The 16,615-nt window shown below is 44.7% G+C and carries 11 protein-coding genes; 6 read left to right on the top strand and 5 right to left on the bottom strand.

All coding sequences use genetic code 11. The features are described from left to right. Positions 1-25 precede the first annotated feature (25 nt). Both kynA and H8K52_RS12855 read left to right on the top strand, forming a co-directional pair. On the top strand, positions 26-883 hold the full coding sequence (kynA, locus tag H8K52_RS12860; protein ID WP_186923309.1) for a tryptophan 2,3-dioxygenase: 858 nt from the start codon (positions 26-28) through the stop codon (positions 881-883). Between the two features lie 793 nt (positions 884-1,676). Beyond that, on the top strand, positions 1,677-4,538 hold the full coding sequence (locus H8K52_RS12855; protein ID WP_246464506.1) for a TonB-dependent receptor domain-containing protein: 2,862 nt from the start codon (positions 1,677-1,679) through the stop codon (positions 4,536-4,538). Positions 4,539-4,873: 335 nt separating this feature from the next. Here the strand turns inward: H8K52_RS12855 and secA are convergent, their stop codons facing one another. Further along, positions 4,874-7,636: a preprotein translocase subunit SecA gene (secA, locus tag H8K52_RS12850; protein WP_186923307.1), complete on the bottom strand. Its 2,763-nt coding sequence runs from the start codon at positions 7,634-7,636 to the stop codon at positions 4,874-4,876. A 234-nt stretch (positions 7,637-7,870) separates the two neighbouring features. Then, on the bottom strand, positions 7,871-8,842 hold the full coding sequence (locus H8K52_RS12845; RefSeq protein WP_186923306.1) for a M23 family metallopeptidase: 972 nt from the start codon (positions 8,840-8,842) through the stop codon (positions 7,871-7,873). Between the two features lie 51 nt (positions 8,843-8,893). On the opposite strand from H8K52_RS12845, the gene H8K52_RS12840 reads away from it, so the two are divergent. Continuing rightward, the gene (locus H8K52_RS12840; protein ID WP_246464504.1) at positions 8,894-9,388 is read left to right on the top strand and encodes a DciA family protein; all 495 of its coding nucleotides are present in this window, start codon (positions 8,894-8,896) and stop codon (positions 9,386-9,388) included. A 29-nt stretch (positions 9,389-9,417) separates the two neighbouring features. On the opposite strand, the gene lpxC is transcribed toward H8K52_RS12840, so the two are convergent. Together lpxC and H8K52_RS12830 are read right to left on the bottom strand one after the other, a co-directional pair. Continuing rightward, positions 9,418-10,353: a UDP-3-O-acyl-N-acetylglucosamine deacetylase gene (lpxC, locus tag H8K52_RS12835; protein ID WP_186923305.1), complete on the bottom strand. Its 936-nt coding sequence runs from the start codon at positions 10,351-10,353 to the stop codon at positions 9,418-9,420. 136 nt (positions 10,354-10,489) lie between these two features. After that, positions 10,490-10,996, bottom strand: coding sequence for a peroxiredoxin (locus H8K52_RS12830; RefSeq protein ID WP_186923304.1), 507 nt, complete (start codon positions 10,994-10,996; stop codon positions 10,490-10,492). Between the two features lie 277 nt (positions 10,997-11,273). On the opposite strand from H8K52_RS12830, the gene H8K52_RS12825 reads away from it, so the two are divergent. Beyond that, positions 11,274-13,370, top strand: coding sequence for a M13 family metallopeptidase (locus H8K52_RS12825; protein ID WP_186923303.1), 2,097 nt, complete (start codon positions 11,274-11,276; stop codon positions 13,368-13,370). Positions 13,371-13,457: 87 nt separating this feature from the next. On the opposite strand, the gene H8K52_RS12820 is transcribed toward H8K52_RS12825, so the two are convergent. Next, entirely contained in the window at positions 13,458-14,066 is a 609-nt protein-coding gene (locus H8K52_RS12820) for a glutathione S-transferase C-terminal domain-containing protein (protein WP_186923302.1), read from the bottom strand. Between the two features lie 384 nt (positions 14,067-14,450). On the opposite strand from H8K52_RS12820, the gene purB reads away from it, so the two are divergent. Both purB and H8K52_RS12810 read left to right on the top strand, forming a co-directional pair. Next, complete coding sequence (purB, locus tag H8K52_RS12815; protein WP_186923301.1) at positions 14,451-15,878, top strand: adenylosuccinate lyase; 1,428 nt, start codon at positions 14,451-14,453, stop codon at positions 15,876-15,878. 183 nt (positions 15,879-16,061) lie between these two features. Further along, positions 16,062-16,613: a cytochrome b gene (locus tag H8K52_RS12810; protein WP_186923300.1), complete on the top strand. Its 552-nt coding sequence runs from the start codon at positions 16,062-16,064 to the stop codon at positions 16,611-16,613. The last annotated feature ends 2 nt before the right edge of the window (positions 16,614-16,615 follow it).

The following is a 16,615-nucleotide window of genomic DNA, read 5'->3' as shown; positions in this document are numbered from 1 at the left end:
TTCTTCTCGAAAGCTCGACGATATTATGACAAACGATAATCCACAAAACCAAGGCAAATGCCCAATGTCCTGGCATGGTGCCAAACTCGATTTCACTAAAGACATGAGTTACGGTGATTACCTCGGGCTGGAACAAATCCTCTCAGCTCAGCATCCACTCTCACCTAATCACAATGAGATGTTATTTATCATCCAACATCAAACCAGTGAGCTGTGGATCAAACTGATGCTGCATGAACTACATGCTGTACGCCAACAAATTCGCGTGGGTGATTTACCTCCGGCCTTCAAGATGCTGTCGCGAGTCGCGCGCATCATGGATCAATTGGTACATGCCTGGGATGTACTAGCAACCATGACCCCTAGCGAATACACCGCGATACGCCCTTATTTAGGCAATTCTTCAGGCTTTCAATCGCACCAGTATCGTGAGCTGGAATATTTACTCGGCAATAAGAACGCTACCCTTTTACAAGTTCACGAAAAAGCCCCAGAGGCACACGCTAGCTTAGAAGCCGCGCTAACATCGCCATCAATTTACGATGAGACGATCATGTATTTAGCCCGCAATGGCTTCAAGATCGATGCCGAACGCCTGCAATTAGATTGGACCAAGACAGTTGCTCCAAACGAATCCGTCAAACTGGCATGGCAGCAGGTATATCAAGCCCCTGAACAACACTGGGCATTTTATGAACTAGCTGAAAAACTAGTCGACATGGAAACTGCATTCCGCATCTGGCGTTTCCGCCATGTCACGACCGTTGAAAGAATTATTGGTTTTAAAACCGGTACTGGTGGCACTGCTGGGGTGAGTTATCTGCGCAAGATGCTCGATGTGGTGTTGTTTCCTGAGCTTTTTTCGATTCGGACTGAGTTGTAAATACGACCAATTATTTCACTCAAGTACGTCTGGCGTTAGCTACGATTGATTTCATGGAGGAGCATCTTGAAATCGGCTAGGCTCGAGACCACTAAATGGTGCAGCGCCTTCTTGACCGCTGAAAAGTGAATGACTGGCGATATCGCAATGAATTTTAAAAAACACAATTCACTGTCTAAAACAACGAGAAAATGTTGTAAAAAAGCTGCAGAAAAAGAGAACTTCGATAAGTATCTTTGGATGCATTTTAGTTAAGATTAAAAACAATTTATGGCTACAATCACTTACCGGTTTGCAATTTTTTTTATCAAGCGATTCTGCCGATTTTGATAAGAGAATTTCGAGGGTACTAATGGCTCCGCAGTAGAATATTCTTCTGCAGAGCAGCAAAAAAAACGAATTAAAAGTCTTCACATCCCACCGCCATTGATTCAGGTTTCCCGCCACCAATTTAACGTGATGACCAAAAAGGCAACTGGTATTAGTCTGGCATTTATCGAAAGTGATATTTCCAAACTTTTCAAAGTCACCTCCTAGCTTGACACCTACTGGGATCGAATGTTCTCATTCATGGTGAATGTTTTTCAAGGTTAATTAGATAATACTTTCTTAAAACCACATTTCGCAGAGCATGAGCTTAAAATTCTGCCACTGTCCAGTTTTCAAATTGAAAGCAATGATTAACCAAAAGTTAACCAAACTTTGGAAGCATTACTCGTAAAGTTTTTAAAAAAGCAATCAAGAAAACGTTTTAAAAGCTAATTTTGTCGTTCAATCAATGGAGGAATTCAACATGGTAGAAAAAATGTTATCCCGTTCCGTACGCCTGATGTTCATTGGCGGCGTAGCAATGGGGGCTGGTATACTCGCTCAACCAGCATTTGCACAAGACACTGCACCACAACGTATTGAAATTACGGGCTCGTCTATTAAGCGTATCGCTAAAGAAGGCGCATTACCTGTTCAGACTTTAAGTCGTAAAGATATTGAGCAAAGCGGTGTTACTAATGTTGCTGACTTAGTCGCAGCTTTACCTGCTATGCAAGGTTTTATTACGTCATCTGCCTCCGTGAATGGTGGCGGCAGTGGCGTGCAAACAGCATCCATCCACGCAATTGGTACTGCCTACACACTGGTATTACTGAATGGCCGTCGTATGGCACCGTACGGTACAGGCAGCGCAGTCAATTTGGCCAGCATTCCCCTCTCGGCTGTAGAACGTGTTGAGATCTTGACGGATGGTGCATCGACTTTATATGGCTCAGACGCGATCGCTGGCGTAATCAATTTCATTTTAAAGAAAAATCAACAAGATTTCGTAGTTGAAGCAACCTTAAATTCACCTCAAGAGAGTGGCGGACGTAGCACCAACTTCTCGATTTCAAAAGGTTTCGGCGATCTGACAACCGATGGCTACAACTTGCAGGTTTCATACGCACATGATGAACAAGATGCTCTGAAAGCGACTCAAAGAGATTTCGCGAAGTCAGGTGTAAAGCGCTTTAACGAAGGTGGTGAAAAATACGCAATCTTCCAAACAAGTATTAACTCTATTCCTGCCGTCTTCGACTCCGATCTTGATGCGTTCTCACCTGACTTTATCAAAACGGGTAAATGTAACGGTCCAAATACCTTTCAGCGTGGCGAGTTCTGCCGCTATGACTATGCAGCGACAGTCGATTTAATTCCCAAAACTACGCGCGATAGTATATTCGCAAATGGTAGCTGGAAATTAAGCAGCGAAACCACGTTGTTCGGTGAAGCAGTGCTTTCTAAATTCACTAATCGTGCACAATACGCCGCGCCTGCTCAGCCTTTGACAATTTTTAGTACGGATCCAATTACTAAGGTAAAAACGGTCAATCAGAATTATATCGGCGCGTATAACACAACTGTAGTCCCAATGTTGACTGCACGTGGCGTCAAGGCATCTGAGCTGACAGATGCTTTCTTTTATTTCCGCGCGTATGACGCAGGTGGCCGCGCTGACGAATACAAAACAGATGCGAATCACTTAGTTTTAGGAATGGATAGCAACATTGCAGGCTGGGATTACAAAGCAAGCTATACCCATTCTGAAAATACGCAGACAGATCAGGCTGTATCAGGCTACATGAGCTCGAATAAATTTAATGCACTAGTTAAATCTGGTGCATTTAACCCGTTTATCATGAACCCAAATGCGTCAGCAATCTTAGCTCCAGCTGTTCTAAACCAGAATTTATTGACGACAAAGTCTAAAATTGACGTATTAAGTGCTAACACTTCGAAAGAAATGTTTTCGATGGCTGGCGGAGCAGCTTCCTTAGGTATGGGTATTGATTTCACCAAACAATCTTACCAAGATCAATACAGCTCAATTTCTAAAGGCCCTGGCCCGCAGAATCCAGATAAATCTTGGACGGACACGCAAATCGGTGGCGGTACTGGGGCTCAAGATTTGGACGCAACGCGTCAAAGTTGGGGTGCATTCGGTGAAATGCTAATGCCAGTGATCAAGAACTTGGATGTTACAGCTGCGGTACGTTACGATAGCTATGACGCTGTAAAGAAAAACAATACCACTTACAATACAGATGGTAGTGCTGCAGCAGCTGGTGAAGTTGGCAATGCCGTATCCAAGGCAACTTACAAGTTATCTGCCCGTTTCCAACCAACAGAAACAGTGTTATTGCGTGCATCTTATGGTACAGGCTTCAAAGCACCGACCATGAACAATATTGCTGATCCTGTGAAAAACGCTGGCTCATCAAGCTTCTTTCCATGCCCGATCACGAATCCAACTGATTACCGCTTCCCATACTGCCGCGGTGCTCAGGAATATGGTTTGTTAACCAAAGGCAATGCAAATAAAGGTTCTACTGGCTTGAAGGCTGAAGAATCCAACCAAATGGCATTTGGCATCCGCTTCGAACCAATGAAGAGCTTGACTGTTGGCTTTGACTGGTGGGATGTGAAGTTGAAGAACCAGATCCAATCATTGTCACAAGATCAGATTTACACTACACCGGCTCTGGCAGACAAGTACATCCAATTGTATTTTGATCCAATTCAAGGCTCAAAAGTGATTGTTGCCCAGTTATCCCCAGTGAATTTGGCAACATCTCACTACCAAGGTATTGACTGGGATAGTACGTACAGAACTGCCACGCCACTCGGTGCTTTGTCTGTCAATTGGTCTGGTACATACATGCTCAAAGCGGAACAAGATGTACCAGGTGTTGGCTTAGAGAAAAGTGTTGGCCGTTTTGATTCATCAGATAATGTCGTGTTCAAGGTCATTTCTCGCATGGTTTTCTCTCTGAAATCCAGTGACATGATTTCTAACTCATTGACTATGAACTATCGTTCAGGCTACAGAGATAAAGTCATCAATGCTTCTGATTCGCAATTGCGTTTCGTCAATGAAGATGGTTCAATCGGTGGCTTAGCTGGCTTAGAAAGAAGCGTAAAGAAATACCTGACACTTGATTGGCAAATCAAAGCAAATGCGTCGAAGAACTTGACCTTAACCGCAGGTGTTCGCAATTTGCTCAACCAAGACCCACCATTATCTATCCGCAACACCGGTGGTGGTAATCAAGTTGGCTACGATGGTCGCTATACTGATCCATTAGGCCGCACGGTGTACATGACTGGTAACATCAAGTTTTAATTGATTTGATAACTTAATAACACCTAAGTTATCAACATCCATTAAATTGAAAAGCCCTCGCTCAACGCGAGGGCTTTTTGTTTTATAGCCTGTTATTTTCGCTGGGGGAAATCCATTGAAAATCGTTTATTAGACCTTACTAGTCAGGCTTTAAGTTTCATTTGGCACGCAATTTTTAACAAGCAAGGTTCACACAAATAAGCGACAAATGATGCCAAAACAACTTTACAAACCACGAGCTCTGCAAGCATAAAAAAACCCCAATCTTAACAGATTGGGGTTTTTCATTACTGCATCAAGTTTGCGACGAGCAAGCCTGATTAACCCTTAAACACTCAAGCCAACTTACCGTGACATTGCTTAAACTTCTTACCGCTACCGCAAGGGCAAGGGTCGTTACGGCCTGTTTTAAATCCGTTATCAACAAATGGCGAGGAAACATCTGCCACGACTGGAGTCGGTGCCAGCATTTCTTCTGGTGACGCATTTGCATCAAATTCTGCGTGTTGATAATGTACATTCTCAACTTGCGACTGTGCCATTTGCTGTTCAGCTGCTTCGATCTCTTCACGTGATTGAATGCGTACTGTCACGACAATACGCACGACCTCATTTTTGATCTGGTCCAACATTTGACCAAACAGTTCAAAGGCTTCACGCTTATATTCTTGCTTAGGATTTTTCTGTGCATAGCCACGCAAATGTATCCCTTGACGTAAGTGATCAAGTGCCGCCAGATGCTCGCGCCAATGATTATCGATACTTTGCAACATGACACTACGCTCAAATCCGGCGAATGATTCTTTACCAACCACCTCCAACTTAGCGTCATATTCTGCTTTTGCGGCAGCTACAACACGTTCAAGAATGTCTTCATCCGTTAAATTTTTCTCAGTCTCTAACAAGCCGACCAGATCCAAATCTAACGCCCACTCGCCCGCTAATACAGCTTGCAACCCAGGCAAATCCCACTGCTCCTCGACTGTCTCTTGTGGCACGTATTGACGCACTAGATCATGGAACATACCGTCACGCAGAGACGCAATCATTTCTGACATATCGTGCGCTTCGAGCAATTCATTACGTTGCTGGTAAATCACTTTACGCTGATCATTGGCAACGTCATCGTATTCAAGCAATTGCTTACGAATATCAAAGTTACGTGCTTCGACTTTACGTTGTGCCGACTCAATCGAACGACTAACGATACCAGCCTCAATTGGCTCACCTTCTGGCATCTTCAATCGATCCATAATTGCACGTACGCGATCACCTGCAAAGATACGCAATAAGGCGTCATCTAGAGACAGGTAAAAGCGAGACGAGCCCGGATCGCCTTGACGACCTGAACGACCACGCAATTGATTATCAACGCGACGCGATTCGTGACGCTCTGTACCAACGATATGCAAACCACCAGCAGCAACAACCTGATCGTGCAAGGATTGCCATTCATCACGCAGTGTATGCGATTGTTTTTGCTTTTCAGCATCAGACAAAGTCTCAGATGCTTCGATCAATTGCACTTGTTTTCCGACATTACCACCCAACACGATGTCGGTACCACGACCAGCCATATTGGTAGCAATCGTGATGGCTTTTGGGCGACCAGCCTGCGCAATGATTTCCGCTTCACGTGCATGCTGTTTCGCATTCAACACATTGTGCGGTAATTTCGCTTTGTCTAAGATACCTGAGAGCAATTCAGAATTCTCGATCGACGTTGTACCGACCAATACAGGCTGTCCACGTTCGTAGCAGTCCTGAATATCTTTCAACATTGCGCCGTATTTTTCTTCAGCGGATTTATAGACTTGATCTTGGCGATCTTTACGAGCAGACGGACGATTGGGTGGAATCACCACCGTTTCGAGACTATAAATTTCTTGGAATTCGTAAGCTTCAGTATCCGCTGTACCAGTCATACCTGACAAACGCGCGTACATGCGGAAGTAATTTTGGAAGGTGATCGATGCCAAAGTTTGGTTTTCGTTTTGAATACGAACACCCTCTTTTGCCTCAACCGCCTGATGCAAGCCATCAGACCAACGCCGACCAGTCATCATACGACCAGTGAACTCATCGACGATTACAATTTCATCATCCAAGACCACATAGTGCTGATCTTTAAAATACAAAGCATGTGCACGCAAGGCTGCGTACAAATGATGTACCAATGAGATATTCGCAGCATCGTACAGAGACGCGCCTTCCGGCAACAAACCCATTTGCGTCAAAATACGCTCGGATTTATCATGACCGGCTTCAGTCAATAAGACCTGGTGTGACTTCTCATCTTTGGTGTAATCACCCGGCACTTCAACCACGCCCTTGCCATCCGGTGTTTCTTCACCGATTTGCAAAGTCAATAATTTAGGTACCTCGTTAATCTTGTAATACAACTCTGTATGATTTTCCGCCTGACCAGAAATGATCAAAGGTGTACGTGCTTCATCAATCAAAATCGAATCGACTTCATCAACCACGGCGAAGTTTAAAGTGCGCTGTACACGGTCTTTGGCTTCATACACCATGTTGTCGCGCAGATAATCGAAACCAAACTCATTATTCGTGCCATAGGTAACATCGGAACCATACGCAACTTGTTTTGCATCGTGCTCAAGTTGCGATAAGTTAACCCCAGTGGTCAAACCTAACCAACCGTAAAGTTCTCCCATCTGATCCGCATCGCGCTGTGCCAGATAGTCATTGACCGTCACGACATGCACGCCTTTACCGGATAAAGCATTCAGGTAGATTGGCAAAGTTGCCATCAGCGTCTTACCTTCACCGGTGCCCATTTCCGCGATTTTGCCGAAATGTAAAGCCATACCGCCAATCAACTGCACGTCAAAATGACGCATCTTCAAGACACGCTTACTGGCTTCACGACAAACCGCAAACGCCTCAGGCAACAAGGCATCTAAAGTCTCACCCTTGGCCAGGCGTTCTTTAAATTCTGGCGTCTTCGCCTTGAGTTGATCATCCGACAAAGTTTCATACTTTGGCTCTAATGCGTTGATATCACGCACAATTTTTTGATATTGTTTCAAGAGCCTTTGATTACGGCTACCGAATATTTTGGTCAGAAATGACATGCTAGTAGTGAGTATGGTGGGTGTAGGTTCTAAAACACTGCAATCAAACAAAAAATGCAGCAGATATGATTAACTTTTAATTTTAACATGGCTCACCTAGCTTTCTAGAGTTTCTGCTGTCAAGAGAGGGAAGTATGGCTGAGAGATGGTGATAAATCCGACAAAATCAAGCGTCTATCAGATTTTTATCAAAAGAGTCCTTTGGAGATACCAGAAAAACTAGGAACTTCTAAATTAAGGTTGCAAATTAGCCAATTTAGAATCATCTGCGCCAGGAAGACCCGCATTTAAGAATTTATGCGGATTCTGTGGCACGCCTTTGATTCTGACCTCGAAATGTAGATGTGCGCCAGTTGATCGCCCGGTTGAACCAATATTTGCGATATGTTGACCACGCTTTACGATATCACCTACCTTCGCCAATAACTTGGAAGCATGTGCATAGCGCGTCATCATGTCGCCACCGTGATCGATTTCCAGCATATTGCCAAATTCCGGATGATATTCAGCCGAAACCACCACGCCACCAGCGGCAGCAACAATTGGTGTTCCATTAGGAGCGGAAAAGTCTAAGCCCTCATGAAAAGCGGTGCGACCTGAAAAGGGATCAAGCCGCCGCCCAAAAGTTGAAGCGTTATAGCCAACATTCACTGGAACGATGGTCGGCAACAATTTGGCTTGCAATTTGAAACTCATCAGTTTAGATTCGACCACATTCAAATAGTCAGAGCGATAATTGAGATCTCTAGATAAAGCATCGAGCGAAGCTTGAAAATCTAGTAAATTCAATTCAGCCTTTGGTACATCACTCAGAATTTCTGCACCACCGCGCCCTGGCAGCTCTTTAAAATTGAACTCTTCCGGCTTTACCCCCGCCAGTCCTTGCACTCGTTCACCAAGCGCATCCAAACGAATCAACTGCGCTTGCATCTCACCAATTTTGACTGCCATCGCCGCCAAATTTTCTTTCAAATACTTGTCGTTACCGCTTAAAGAACCAGCACTCGACGCCAACATCGCCTGCGGCAAGATACTTTTCATCAAACTTGAGTCACTATCTGCGAATTTGACGAAGATATTCATCAATGAAAATGATGCTAGCAAAGCTAACAATGCAAATGCGGAGAGAAAAATAAAAAGGTGAGTCGATGACAAAGTCACCGACTTTGCCTGGGTCAAACGTGAATGCATAATAATGACTTGCATTAACTGTTACCTCCGTGATCAACAAGAATAAATTATGGTAATGTGCGAAATATGCAATCACCTCATCCAACTTACCGATTAAATGTCAAACGTGGCAAAAAAATGGCTCAAACCAATGAGATAGCGTCATTTTTACGGCACAACGACAAACTATCTCCACTTTTGCCGACAGTGAAGCGAAACATTTCGCTACAAAAAGAATGTAGAACTGCCTTACCTGCTATCTTCGATGCGTGCGAGGTCTTAAACCTCAACGAAGATCAATTGGTGATGTCCACCCCGAATGCATCAATCGCCGCAAAACTAAAACAACAGCTGCCAAAATTGCAAGCACATTTGCAGCAACGAGGTTGGCAGATTAACGCAATCAAGATCAAAGTACAAGTCAAGCGCATGGTAGATAAACCTGAGCCGGTCAAACAAGCCTTATTAACAGGCTCGGCCCTATGCGCTTTTGAGGAGTTGAGAAACAACTTGGATGCCACGCCACAGAATGAAGGGTTAAAGGCAGCACTTAGCCGTCTCCTTAGTCGCAACCAGCGCTAACATACTGGCAGCCAAACAGCCTCACCGTATCAATTCAATGCCCATTCTCGCTCTTCTTGATGGGAGTAAGATCTAGGTGCGCTATTCGCATCTTCAAAAGTCACGATCTCATAAGCATCTGGCTGTGTGAGCAACACCCGCAGCAATTGATTGTTCAGGCCGTGCCCTGATTTATGCGCGGTGTAACTTGCCAAAAATGGATGCCCGATCAGATACAAATCGCCAATTGCGTCGAGAATTTTATGACGCACAAATTCATCATCAAAGCGCAAACCATCCGCATTGAGGATACGGTATTCATCCATGACGATCGCGTTTTCTAGAGAGCCGCCACGTGCCAAACCGATTCCTCGCAACATTTCCACGTCTTGCATAAAGCCAAAGGTTCGAGCACGAGCAACATCTTTTACATAGGAAACTTGTTCAAAATCGACTTCTGCAGTTTGATTGGTACCATCAACGGCGGGATGATTAAATTCAATGAAAAAATGCAATTTAAAACCGTCATAAGGCTCAAGGCGCGCCCACTTTTCTGTTTTTCCACTGCCTTCTCGGATCTCTACCGGCTTAAGAATACGAATAAATTTCTTGGCGGCATCCTGCTCTTGCATACCGGCTTGCTGCAGCAGATAGACGAAAGATGAGGCTGAACCATCCATAATAGGGATTTCTTCCGCACTCACATCAATATAAATATTGTCAATACCGAGACCAGCACAGGCAGAAAGCAAGTGCTCCACGGTAGAAACTTTGGTGCCATCTTTAGTCAAGGTTGATGCCATCTTGGTATCGCCTATATTTAAGGCAGTAGCTGGGAACACGACTGGCGGTTGTAGATCAACACGCGTAAAAATGATGCCGGTATCGACCGGGGCGGGACGAAGCGTCAATGTCACCTTGGTGCCGGAATGCACACCGACACCGATGGTTTTCACTTCTTTTTGTATAGTAATTTGCTTTAGCATAGCGAGATTATAAAACGCAATAGTCATTTACGCAGAACATTCACAGCACTGAATAAAACACATACCATCACAAATAAAAAATGCGCACCGACTGATGCGCATTGCAGGAACGACGATTAATTACGCTAACGAGAGATTAAGCCAGTTGTGCCAGCATAGTCTCAGCGTTAGACACCGCAAAATTACCGCCCTCTTCTACGTTTAAGTGCTTGACTTCACCATCAACCACAACCATAGAATAACGCTGGGAACGCACGCCCATGCCGAACTTACTAAAATCTGCGTCCAAACCTAATGCTTTGCTAAATGCAGCATTACCGTCTGCCATCATGCGCACAACACCAGTCGCCTTTTGATCACGTCCCCAAGCGCCCATGACAAATGCATCATTGACGGAGATACACCAAATTTCATCAACGCCTTTTGCTTTTAAAGCCGCTGCATGTTCAACATAACCAGGAACATGTTTAGCGGAGCATGTTGGTGTGTATGCACCAGGCAAGCCAAAAATAGCGATCGTTTTACCTTTTGTCAGGTCTGCAACTTCAAAAGTATTTGGCCCCAAAGAACAACCTTCAGATTCCACTTCGATAAACTCGGCCAGGCTACCTGCTGGTAATTTGTCGCCAATCTTGATGCTCATAATGAACTCCCTAAAGTTAAAACGCAGAATATGTTGATACTCACCTGAATCGACGCCGACACAGAGAGGGGTGCAAGTATGCCTTAATCCTAAAAATCCTGCTGGCGCGGAGACACAATTGTCTAACCTTGAAATTATTCAATTCATGGATGAGTCCAGAAATGGAATTACACTAACAACGTGGAACTATGAAGCTAAGCTCATGTCCAATCTCAGCTTCGCATAGCACCATCAATTTATAACAAATAATTTATAACAAATTTCCAGAGGAATCTCGATGCGTCAACGTTTATTATTTTCTATCATTTCCGGTCTCTTTATCAGTTCGATTAGCATCAATGTACATGCGCAAAATCCGGCGCCAAGCAACAAAGCAATGCCAACCAAAGCGCAAAGCAAAAAAGCAGTCAAGACAATGCAATCTGGCATAGACCTACAGTGGATAGACACAAGCGTACGACCACAAGATGATTTTTTCCGTTTCATGTCCGGTAAATGGCTAGCCAATGTCGAAATTCCAGCGGATCGTGGTCGTTACGGTGCCTTCGATCAGCTCGCTGAGCTCTCCGCCAAGCAATCATCCGCCATCATTCAAGAACTCGCCAGCAAACCTGATTTAGTCTCGGGTAGCAATGAACAAAAAATTGCCGATCTCTACAATAGTTTTATGAACGAAGCTCGCCTCGACGAGTTGGATATACAAGCTTTACAAGCAGACTTTCAGCGCATACAGCAAGTGAAAGACAAAACCGATTTACCGGCAATGTTTGCCTATCTCGCCAGAATTAGCGTGGCCACACCTATAGCTTCGGGCGTGACCCAAGATGCTAAAGACTCATCAAAATACACGGTATCTGTTGGCCAAGCCGGCTTAAGCCTGCCCGATCGTGACTACTATTTGAAACTCGAAGATGCCAAATTCAAAACCATACGAGAAGCCTTCTTAGTTCATGTAGAAAAAATGTTGTCAATGAGTGGGCATGCTAACCCAGGTCAAGCTGCCTCAGCGATCATGGCTCTAGAAACGGAGATCGCCAAAATTCAATGGAGCAACGTAGAAAACCGCAATCCCGTCAAAACATACAACAAAGTAGAAGTGAGTAAATTAGGCGAACTTTTGCCGGACTTTGCATGGAATAAGTATTTCACTGAGATGGGGACGGCCGGAAAAACCGACTACGTCATCGTTCGCCAACCCAGCTATCTCACTGGATTAAACAAGCTCATTCAAGACACGCCGATCGAGACTTGGCGGGCATATTTCAACTGGCGCATCGTAAATGCTTATGCTCCGTATCTGAGCAAGCGCTTCGTTGAGCAAGATTTTTCTTTTTCCAGTGTGACTTTACGCGGTATCCCGCAAAATCAGCCGCGCTGGAAACGGGGCGTCAGTCGCGTCGAGGAATCACTATCAGAAGCTTTGGGCCAGCTCTATGTTGCTAAGCATTTCCCAGCAGAGAATAAAGCTCGCATGCAGACCTTAGTCAACAATTTGCTTTTGGCTTACAAACAAAGCATAGAAACCTTACCTTGGATGGGCGAAGCAACCAAGAAAGAAGCACTCACAAAACTCGCTAAATTCACACCTAAAATCGGCTACCCGGACAAATGGCGCGATTACAGCAAATTGAACATTGTCAAAGACGACTTGATCGGCAACATTAAGGCTGGTCGTCACTTTGCCTATCAACGCCAAATCGACAAACTCGGAAAACCGGTTGATCGCAGTGAATGGGGTATGAGCCCGCAAACCGTCAACGCTTATTACAATTCACGTCAAAATGAAATCGTTTTTCCAGCCGCGATTTTAATGCCACCGTTTTTTAATCCAGATGCAGATGATGCGGTCAACTACGGCGGCATTGGCGCGGTGATTGGACACGAAGTCGGTCATGGCTTTGACGACTCAGGTAGTCAATCGGATGGCGATGGTAATCTGCGTGATTGGTGGACGGCCGAAGACAAAGCGAATTTCGGCAAATTGACCGATGCTTTGGTCTCGCAATATAGCAACTATAGTCCGCTCGAAGGATATAAAGTGAATGGCAAATTAACTTTAGGTGAGAATATTGGCGACAACTCTGGACTCTCGATCGCGTTCAAAGCCTATCAACTTTCTCTGAATGGAAAGAAACCTCCAGTCATCGATGGCTACACCGGTAATCAACGTGTGTTTATGGGTTGGGCGCAGGTATGGCGCGGCAAGGCACGCGAGACCGAAACAATACGTTTAATCAGCACTGATCCACACGCGCCTGGCATGTTCCGCGCCAATGGCCCATTGACGAATATGCCTGAATTTTACGAAGCGTTTAAGGTAAAAGCTGGTGATAAGATGTACGTCGAGCCAGCAAAACGTATACGCATTTGGTAATTACCAGCTTCACCAAACCTTAAGGCAAAAAAGCAAAAGCGGATAGAATTTTCTATCCGCTTTTTGTCTATTTCAGAAACAGAAAAATTACTCTGGCACCGAATCTCTAAACGATGGACGTTCAGATAATTTATCAAACAACTTCGCCAGATTTGGATACTCGTCACGCCAAGCAATGTTGGGGAAACGGAATGCTAACCAGCCCAAACAACAGGCCACGCTAACATCGGCCAAAGTCAGATGATTGCCAACGCAGAAAGCCGAATCCCCCAAGCCTTGCGACATCGCTTTTAATCCCGCATTGACCTTATCCATTTGGCGATTCACCCAAACTTCGCTCTGCATTGCTGGATCGCGTGTGGTGCGTTCTAAGCGCACCAATACGGCGGCTTCTAAAATACCGTCAGCTAGTGCCTCCCAATTTTTGACCTCTGCTCGTTCACGCCCATTTGGCGGAATCAATTTACCGACTGGAGTCAAGGTATCCAAATACTCAACGATCACCCGTGAATCAAACATCGCCCCGCCGTCTTCCATCAATAAACAAGGAATTTTTCCGAGCGGATTAGACTGCTGAATAGAGGTATCTGGACCCCAAACGTTTTCAAGTATTAGCGCATAGTCGAGCTTCTTTTCCGCCATCACCACGCGTACTTTTCTCACATAAGGACTTGCTAGGGAACCGATTAGTTTCATATGCTTGGTTTCTTGAATTGTCAAAAAAATTTCAATGACAATTACTTAAGAGTAGTTTCAATTAGGGGAAATTATAGCATTGCCATAACTAAATTATTTTCAGCTTGACTTGGCAATTAATTATCATTCTGTAGAAAGTCAAAAATGCGCACCGAGCATGTTAAAATGCGCGCTTTCGTATTTTGGCGTTTTGTAGAATTTAAGGTCAGATAAGACCAAATTCACTGCTTTTCATTTGCCATTCATTGTCAATGAAAAAAGGCAGAACAATAAGTTTGTCAGTTTTTTGCATCGTCATCTCCTGTAATTTAATTCTCTGCATTGTTGTTTTTCGCCAGACTTAGCATGCTTGGTATTCACTCTTCCAACTCTCCTCACTATCCTATGTCACTCTCAACTCTCTCCGCTCTTTCTCCTCTCGATGGGCGTTACGCCTCCAAAGTCGATGCGCTACGCGCGACATTATCTGAAGCTGGGTTCATGCATCATCGCGTGAAAGTCGAAATCTCTTGGTTGCAAGCGCTTTCCTTAGCAGGCTTTACCGAAATCAAACCATTTTCGGACGCTGCCAATACCCTGTTAAACCAGATCGCAAGCGATTTCTCTGAAGCCGATGCCGCCCGTATCAAGTCGATTGAGGCCGTCACGAATCATGACGTCAAAGCGGTGGAATACTGGCTCAAAGAATCGGTTGGTTTAGCCCTTCCAGAAAGCTACAATCATCTGGCTAAACGTGAATTGCATATCGCGCCTGAAATCACGGCTGAACTAAAAGCAGCAGCGGAGTTTATTCACTTTGCCTGTACTTCAGAAGACATCAATAATACCTCGCACGGCATGATGCTCAAGACGGCTCGTGACAGTGTAATGTTGCCTGCTTTAGAGAAATTGATTGCGCGTTTGAAAGATATCGCACACGAGAACGCCAATGTGCCTATGCTGTCGCGCACCCATGGCCAGACCGCTAGCCCAACCACACTCGGTAAAGAAATGGCGAATGTCGTTGCGCGCTTACAGCGTGCGGCACAGCGTATCGCCCAAGTCGAAATTCTCGGCAAAATGAATGGCGCAGTCGGTAACTACAATGCGCATTTATCTGCCTATCCAAATCACGATTGGGAAAGTTTCTCCAAGAATGTAATCGAACAACGCCTAGGTTTGACTTACAACCCTTACACCATTCAAATCGAGCCGCATGATTATATGGCTGAGATGTTTGACGCCTTTGCGCGCGCCAATACGATTTTGCTAGATTTGAACCGCGACATTTGGGGCTATATTTCCGTTGGCTATTTCAAGCAAAAAACGAAGGCTGGCGAAATCGGTTCCTCTACAATGCCGCACAAAGTGAATCCAATTGATTTTGAAAATTCTGAAGGCAATCTCGGCTTGGCAAATGCCTTACTCAAACATTTGTCTGAGAAATTACCCATCTCCCGCTGGCAGCGTGACCTGACAGACTCCACCGTTTTGCGTAACATTGGTGTGGCCTTCGGTTACACCTTATTGGCTTACGACAGTTGCGTACGCGGCTTGAATAAACTCGAAACCAACCAAGCACGTCTGGCCGAAGATTTAGACAATACTTGGGAAGTGTTGGCAGAGCCCGTACAAACAGTGATGCGTCGCTATGGCGTTGAGAATCCGTATGAACAATTAAAAGAACTCACGCGTGGCAAAGGCATTTCGAAAGACGCTTTGCGTGAATTCATCCTCGGCTTGAGTATTCCACAAGACGCAAAGGATTTATTGCTGACTATGACGCCTGGTAATTACACAGGTATTGCAGCAAAATTAGCAAAAGCGATCTAAACCGAATCAGGTTGTTCTACCAAGGGCCTTCAGATTTGTTCTGAAGGCCCTTTGCATTTGATCTTCGATTAGCACTATCAACTCTACTTTTTGGGACCTTTTTGCAGAGGTCTTTGTGCAGACTTCGATTTTTTTTGCTATATTAGTCCTAATTCGAACTAATTTCCTTTTTGAGGAGAACTTATGCAACGCTATTCAGGAAAAAGTATGGCGCTTCACTGGCTGGTTGCAATCATGATCATCGCTGCCTTTATCATGGGCAGTTATATGACCGACCTCAGAATCAGTCCAACAAAATTAAAACTGTACTCTTGGCATAAATGGATAGGCATCACAGTACTCGCTCTGGTCGCGATTCGTCTGTTGGTGCGCTTAACCAATCCAGCGCCAGCGTATCCAGAGCACATGAAATCCTGGGAAAAACAAATCGCGCAGGTGACCCACATTGCACTTTACTTCCTGATGTTTGCCGTTCCGATTTCGGGTTATTTGTACACTTACGCTGCTGGCTTCCCAGTGGTCTACCTAGGATTGTTTGAGTTACCAGCATTAATCGCCCCCAATCCAGAGTTGAAGGACAGCTTCAAAGAACTACACGAATATTTGACCAAAGGCATGTTAATTTTGGTTTTACTACATGTCGCCGCAGCCTTGAAACACCACTTCATCGACAAAGATGACGTATTAAAAAGAATGTTACCTGCACGTTTGCATGACGAGAATAAACAAGGATAAAA

The sequence above is a fragment of the Affinundibacterium seohonense genome (assembly GCF_014284305.1).
Taxonomy (GTDB): domain Bacteria; phylum Pseudomonadota; class Gammaproteobacteria; order Burkholderiales; family Burkholderiaceae_D; genus Undibacterium; species Undibacterium seohonense.
This window is presented reverse-complemented; position numbering and strand designations above follow the sequence as displayed.